Genomic DNA, 6,192 nt, shown 5'->3' with positions numbered 1-6,192 from the left:
GTCGCCTGGTGCGCCGTCAGCGAATGGTTCGATCACCGCGCCAGCAGCAAAGGCGCCGCCCTCGCCTTTTACACCTTGTTCTCGCTGGCGCCGATTCTGGTGCTGGTGATTGCGATTGCCGGCCTGTTTTACGGCCAGGAAGCGGCGCGCGGCGAGTTGTTTTTCCAGATCCGGGGCCTGGTGGGCAGCCAGGGGGCCGAGGCCATCCAGCTGATTCTGGCCGGCGCCCACAACAAGGACCAGGGCAAGCTGGCGACGCTGATCGCCGGTGCGCTGCTGCTGTTTGGCGCCACCAGCGTGTTCGCCGAACTCAAAGCCAGCCTCGACGAAATCTGGCAACTGCCGCCCCTCACGCAAGGCACGCTGTGGGACACCATCCGCACCCGCTTGCTGTCCTTCGGCATGGTGCTCGTGCTGGGATTTCTGCTGATGGTGTCGCTGGTGGTGAGCGCGGCGCTGGCCGTGCTGGAAAAGATCATGCAGGGCTACTGGCAAGGCATGGCGGCCGTACTCACGGGCGTCAACTACATCATCAGCTTCGTCGTGATCGCCGCCCTGTTTGGCGTGATCTACAAGATGCTGCCGCGTATCCGTCTGTCATGGCGCGACGTGGTGATCGGCGCGCTGGGCACCGCGGCCTTATTCTCATTGGGTAAATACGCGATCGGCCTGTACATCGGCAACAGCGGCGTCACCGACAGCTTCGGCGCCGCCGGCTCACTGATCGCGCTGCTGCTATGGGTCTACTACTCGGCACAAATCTTTTTCCTCGGCGCCGAATTCGCCCGCCAATACGCGCTGCAGCTAGGCAGCCTGCGCCACTACAAGCCGCCTCAATAGAAGTGGATGCCCGGTCTCAGTACAATCTGAAATACCAGCAGCAGCGCCACCAGCGCGCCTAGCGGCCAGGCGATCGAGGCAGCGCCCGCGCCGCCATTGCTCTCCGCACCGGACGCGCGCCAGGCGCCCGCCTGAATCCACACCAGCCCGGCCATTGTCACCACGACCGGCACGATCAGCACCTCAATCCACTCGCGCGGAATGCGGAACAGCACAATCAAGGGCAGCGCCAGCAAAGCCGGCAGCGTCGCGGACCGGAACACGAAGCGCTTGCGCCCGCGCGCGCCGGCAATGTGATCCGGCCCCGCCACGCGCCTGAGCAATAAAGTACCCAGCCAGCACGCGGCCACGGGGATGATCGCCAGCGCAATCAGCGCAATGGCCGTTTTGGTCGCCGCACCGAGGGCGAAATAGCCCATGGCCATGCCGAGATCGCTTTGCTCGCTGATGGCGCCGACGACGACCTGCGGCAGCGCCATGAACATGCCGCAGTACGCCATCCAGAACAGGAACAGGCGCACCGCCGCGGACCTTCCCGCGCCTCGCCGCAACAACAGCGCGCAGGCGACGCCCACCGCCAGCGTCGCCAGCGCGCCGGTGCCCTGGAACAGGCTGGCCAGCGGGCTTTCGCCTTGCCAGCTGTGATTGTTGTGGAACAGCGTCGGCCGCAGCCCCGGCGTGAACGCCTTCGGCAAGACCAGAAAGAATTCCTGAATGAAGAAGATCAGGTTGAAAGCCAGCGCGTAAAGCAGTCCCGACATGATCGTGAGCCGCCAATCCCACGGCCCTGTGGCAGCATCACGCGGCGCGCGCAGTCCCGCCAGCCAAAGCGCCAGCGGCCCCGCGGTGATGATCAAGACAACGCCGATGCCGATAACGCTTCCACTGGTCATGAAGGCTCCTGTTGAGATTGGGTGACAGATTAATGTAAGCTTGCAAGGATTGCAAAAGTCGACCAATACTCGGGATTTCCATTTGACCGCCAGGAACATGACATCAGGCTTGTTCTGCATCGCRCTCGCCCTGCCCCTGCCCGGCCTGTGCGCACCCGCGCCCGGCGACTGCGTGCGCAGCGCGCCCGCCCCTGCTTTCAATGCAAAGCAGCCCGGCATTCGCTCCTACCGTTTTTCGCCCGTCTCGGACCATGAAGCGAGAGAGTATCTGGCGCTGACGACGGGAGAGTCGGTTGATATCCGCCACGGCGGTTGCGAATACCTTGTGACCACGCTGCGCATCAAGTCCAAAAGCATCCCGATCCGGCTGACGGCAGGGCGCGACGCTTTCCTCACAGCCGCCAATCTGTTGCGGCGGCTGCGGCAGCTGAAGGACACCTCGGGATTTGATCTGGCATTGGCCGCAAACACGCTAAGCGCCGCGGCAAAAGGCAATCCGGCATTTGAAGAACCGCTTGCGGTGGAAGGCGATGGTACCGACTTCCTGCAAGCGCAGGTGGCAAGTGGACGCTGCTGGCCAGGAATCAGGCGCCGGCTTTGTACAAATTACGCTTTTCAGAGGACCGCTGTAATCCCTTTCAACCACTGCAAAGGATGCCCGATGATCCGCCCTGCCCTACGCCTTGTTTTCTGCCTGGCTAGCCTGTTCCCCCTCTCCACCCTGGCGGCCGACGCCGCCCCCGCCAAGCCTGTTTATGGCAACTGGGGTTTCGATCTGGATGGGGCCGATCTCAGCACCAGTCCTGGCAAGGACTTCTTTCGCTACGCGAATGGGCGCTGGCTGGATCGTGCCCAGATCCCGGCCGACAAGCCTGGCATCTCGCTGCGGCTGGCGATCTCGGATTTGACCGAAAAGCGCCTGCACGAGCTGCTGGAACAAAGCGCCGCCCAGGTCAGCGGACAGCCGGCCACACTGGAAACCAAGGCCGGCGCATTTTACGCGTCCTTCATGAATGCCGGGCGCATCGAGCAACTGGGCATCCAGCCGGTCGCCGCCGACCTGGCCGCCGTGAAGCAAGCCACTTCGCGCGATGCGCTGGCAGCGCGCATGGGACATAGCCAGACCGGCTTCGAAACGCCGTTGTTCAATTTCCTCATCGACGTCGACCTCAAGGACGTCAATCATTACGCCCTGTACCTGACCCAGGCCGGCCTGGGTCTGCCGGACCGCGACTATTATCTGCAAGCCGCGTTCGCCAGGCAAAAGGCGGCATACCAGCGCTACGTCGCTGAAATCCTGCGGCGCCTGAACTGGCCGCAGCCGGAAGCGCGCGCCCGCGACGTGGTGACGTTCGAAACGGAGCTGGCCCGCGTCAGCTGGACCAAGGCGCAGCAGCGCGACACGGTCGCCACCTATAATGCGATGACGATCGAACAGCTACAGGCGCTGGCGCCGGGATTCAACTGGCGCGGCATGTTCGCTGCGGCCGGCATGCCGCAGCTGTCCAAAGTGATTGTGGCGGAAAAAAGCGCCTTCCCCCAAATGGCACGCCTCTACAGCCGGACGCCGCTCGCCACGCTGCAGGCATGGCAAGCCTTCCATATCGGCGATAACGCCGCACCCTATTTGCCGCAAGCCTTCGTTGACGCACACTTCCAGCTGCACGGCGTCACGCTGGCCGGCCTGCAACAGCAGCCTGTCCGCTGGAAGCGCGCCGTGACCGCGGTCAGTGGCGACGACTTCCTGGCAGGCGACCGCTTTGGCAGCGTTGGCACCATGGGCTTCGGCGTCGGCCAGCTGTACACGGCGCGCTATTTCCCGCCCGAAGTCAAAACGCAGATCGAGGCCATGGTGCTGAACCTGAAGGCCGCCTACCGCGCCCGCATCGAACGCCTGGACTGGATGAGCGAAGCCACGCGCAAGGAAGCGCTGCGCAAGCTCGATACTTACGTCATCAAGGTTGGCTATCCCGACCATCCACGCGACTACAGCGCGCTGGTGATCGCAGCCGACGACCTGATCGGCAACGTGCGCCGTTGCGCCGAAGCCGACTGGGCGTTCTACAGCGGCCGCTACGCCGGTCCGGTGGACCGCTCCGACTGGGCCATGACGCCGCAGACCAACGACGCCTACAACGGCAGCCTGCGCGACATCGTCTTCCCCGCCGCGATTCTGCAAGCGCCCATCTTCGATCCGAATGCCGATCCGGCCATTAACTATGGCGCTGCCGGCGGCGTCATCGGCCACGAGCTCACCCACGGTTTCGACGATGAAGGCCGCACCATCGATGCCGACGGCGCCTTGCGCGACTGGTGGACCGCCCAGGATGCAGCCGCCTTCAAGGCCCGTGCCCACATGTTGGGCCTGGAGTACGCCAAGCTGGAGCCGGTTCCCGGCGCCAAGGTCAATGCGGAGCTGACCATGGGCGAAAACATCGCCGACCTGGGCGGCGTCACCCTGGCGCTGGATGCCTACCATGCCTCGCTCAACGGCCAGCCGGCGCCCCTGCTGGACGGCTACACCGGTGACCAGCGTGTGTTCCTTGGCTGGGCGCAGGCCTGGCGCGGCAAGGTGCGCGAAGAAGCCGTGCGCAAGCAGTTGGCGACCGATCCACATTCGCCACGCCAGTACCGCGGCGGCATACCGCCGCGTAATGTGGATGCCTGGTACGAAGCCTTCCAAGTGCAGCCGGGCGACCCGATGTATCTGCCGCCGGAACAGCGGGCGCGCATCTGGTAAGCACGCGGCTCAGGACTGGAGTTTGTTGTCTTCAGCCTGGGCTTCCTGCATGGCCGCTGGCTCCAGCTCCTCCGCCGAGCGGTTGAGATGGACGAAAACACCCCACGCAGCCAGCAGCACGCCAACGCCGGCAATGAAGGCTGCCGCGTAAAGCAGTTCGCTGGCGTCTTCGTGCACCGCGCGGAAGGTGGCGACCAGGCCTTCGATGGCCAGTGCCACCACCACAACCACGAAAAAGCGCGACAGGAAGCGCCGCACGCGCGTGGGTGCACTGATGTCCGCATCGCGGATCACTTCTTCTTCGATAATGGTTTCGGCAATCTGCAGGGCGACCACCGCGGCGGCAAGGATGCCGATCGCTTCGATCACTTCCTGTGCCGATGCCAGGCCGATGTCGCCTGCCGCGGCGTGCCAGCCCAGACGGGCGCCAATCACCATCAGGAACAGTGCGCCGGCGGTAAACAGCAGCGCAATGACTGCATGGATGGCGCCAAAGGACAGCATCAGTTTTTTCATGTGCCTCAGTCACCCAGCAGTTCGGCCACGACTTCCATGCCTTCGAGTTTTTCCGCCACCGCTTTGATGATCACGGTCAGCGGCACCCCAAGCAGCAGTCCCCACACGCCCCACAGCCAGCCCCAGAACAGCAGGCTGACGAACACTGCGGCGGCATTCATGCGCGCGATGCGGCCGGTCATCAGGGTCGCGACCAGCAGGCCCATCAACGTGGCGATGGCGAGCGAGGCGCCCATCACCAGCAGCACAGGCGGCAGCGATTCAAACTGGAGATAAGCCACCAGCCCGGTGGCGAACGTAATCAGCAGCGGGCCGAAGTAAGGCATGACGTGCAGCAGGCCTGCCACGATGGCCCAGGCGCCGGCGTTCTCCAGGCCGATCCAGGTAAAGGCGCCCCAGCTAAGCAGCGCCAGCAAGGTGTTCGTCACCAGCAGCATGAACATATAGCCCTGGATGGAAGCGTTGATGTCTTCCATGATCTGCACGGTGATGCGCTTCTTGCTCAGCGAAGGCCCGGTCAGTTTGACCAGCTTGCGCTTGAAGGTGTCGCCGGACAGCAGCAGAAAGTATACGAGGAAGGCCACCATCGTGAACTGGCTGAGGAAGGCCGCCACGCCGCGCGAACCAGCCCATACCCAGTCGATGACCTTGATGTTGCCGCCTTCCGCCACCGCCGGCGCCGGCTTACGCGGCGCCTTGCGCGCTCCCGCTGCGCCACCTGTCGTGGCTTGTTCCAGTTCGTTGGCGACGGCCTGGATGCGCTGCAATGTGCTGCCCGTGCCGCCCGTGGTGGAAGCGACCAGGCGCGACAACTTGTGCCCCGCCTCGGGCAGCTCTTCCACGATATTGGTAAATTCGCCCTGCACCTTCTGCGCCACCACGCCCATCAGGGCCAGCATGGCAACCGTCACCAGCGTGGTGCCGATCGCGCGGCGTACATGCCAGCGCTCCAGCCAGCTCACGGCAGGGTTAAGGGTATAGGCGATCAGGAGGCCCAGCATGATAGGGACGAGAAAATCCCGTCCCCATTGCAGGGCATACAGAAAGGCGACCGTTGCGATGATGCCCAGCGCCAGCCCGCGTGCGTTGACATGCAACGGAATGCGCTGCGCGTCATTCAGCTCCTCGGGCAGATCCATGGCGCCGGGCCATCATCCGTGCGCTTACTTCACGCGGATATCGTTTTTCACCGACTTCACGCCG

At 64.0% G+C, this 6,192-nt stretch carries 5 protein-coding genes; 2 read left to right on the top strand and 3 right to left on the bottom strand.

The genetic code is table 11. The annotated features are described in order from the left end of the window. Window positions 1–840: YihY/virulence factor BrkB family protein (locus AB4Z11_RS19705; RefSeq protein ID WP_442027083.1), on the top strand; the 840-nt coding region annotated here is incomplete at its 5' end. On the opposite strand, the gene AB4Z11_RS19700 is transcribed toward AB4Z11_RS19705, so the two are convergent. Continuing rightward, window positions 834–1,853, bottom strand: a complete 1,020-nt coding sequence (locus tag AB4Z11_RS19700) for a hypothetical protein (protein ID WP_442027082.1) — start codon at window positions 1,851–1,853, stop codon at window positions 834–836. The two genes, AB4Z11_RS19705 and AB4Z11_RS19700, sit on opposite strands and share 7 nt — an antisense overlap. Between AB4Z11_RS19700 and AB4Z11_RS19695 the strand changes: the two genes are divergently transcribed. Then, the gene (locus AB4Z11_RS19695; RefSeq protein WP_442027081.1) at window positions 1,843–4,473 is read left to right on the top strand and encodes a M13 family metallopeptidase; all 2,631 of its coding nucleotides are present in this window, start codon (window positions 1,843–1,845) and stop codon (window positions 4,471–4,473) included. The genes AB4Z11_RS19700 and AB4Z11_RS19695 overlap by 11 nt on opposite strands. Before the next feature lie 9 nt (window positions 4,474–4,482). On the opposite strand, the gene AB4Z11_RS19690 is transcribed toward AB4Z11_RS19695, so the two are convergent. After that, on the bottom strand, window positions 4,483–4,989 hold the full coding sequence (locus tag AB4Z11_RS19690) for a hypothetical protein (RefSeq protein WP_442027080.1): 507 nt from the start codon (window positions 4,987–4,989) through the stop codon (window positions 4,483–4,485). Between the two features lie 5 nt (window positions 4,990–4,994). Further along, window positions 4,995–6,128, bottom strand: coding sequence for an AI-2E family transporter (locus tag AB4Z11_RS19685; protein ID WP_442027079.1), 1,134 nt, complete (start codon window positions 6,126–6,128; stop codon window positions 4,995–4,997). Window positions 6,129–6,192 lie beyond the last annotated feature (64 nt).

It is taken from the genome of Pseudoduganella sp. RAF53_2 (assembly GCF_052113985.1).
Taxonomy (GTDB): Bacteria; Pseudomonadota; Gammaproteobacteria; order Burkholderiales; family Burkholderiaceae_D; genus Rugamonas.
Note: the sequence above shows the minus strand (reverse complement) of the source record. Positions and strands in the feature narration are given on the sequence as shown.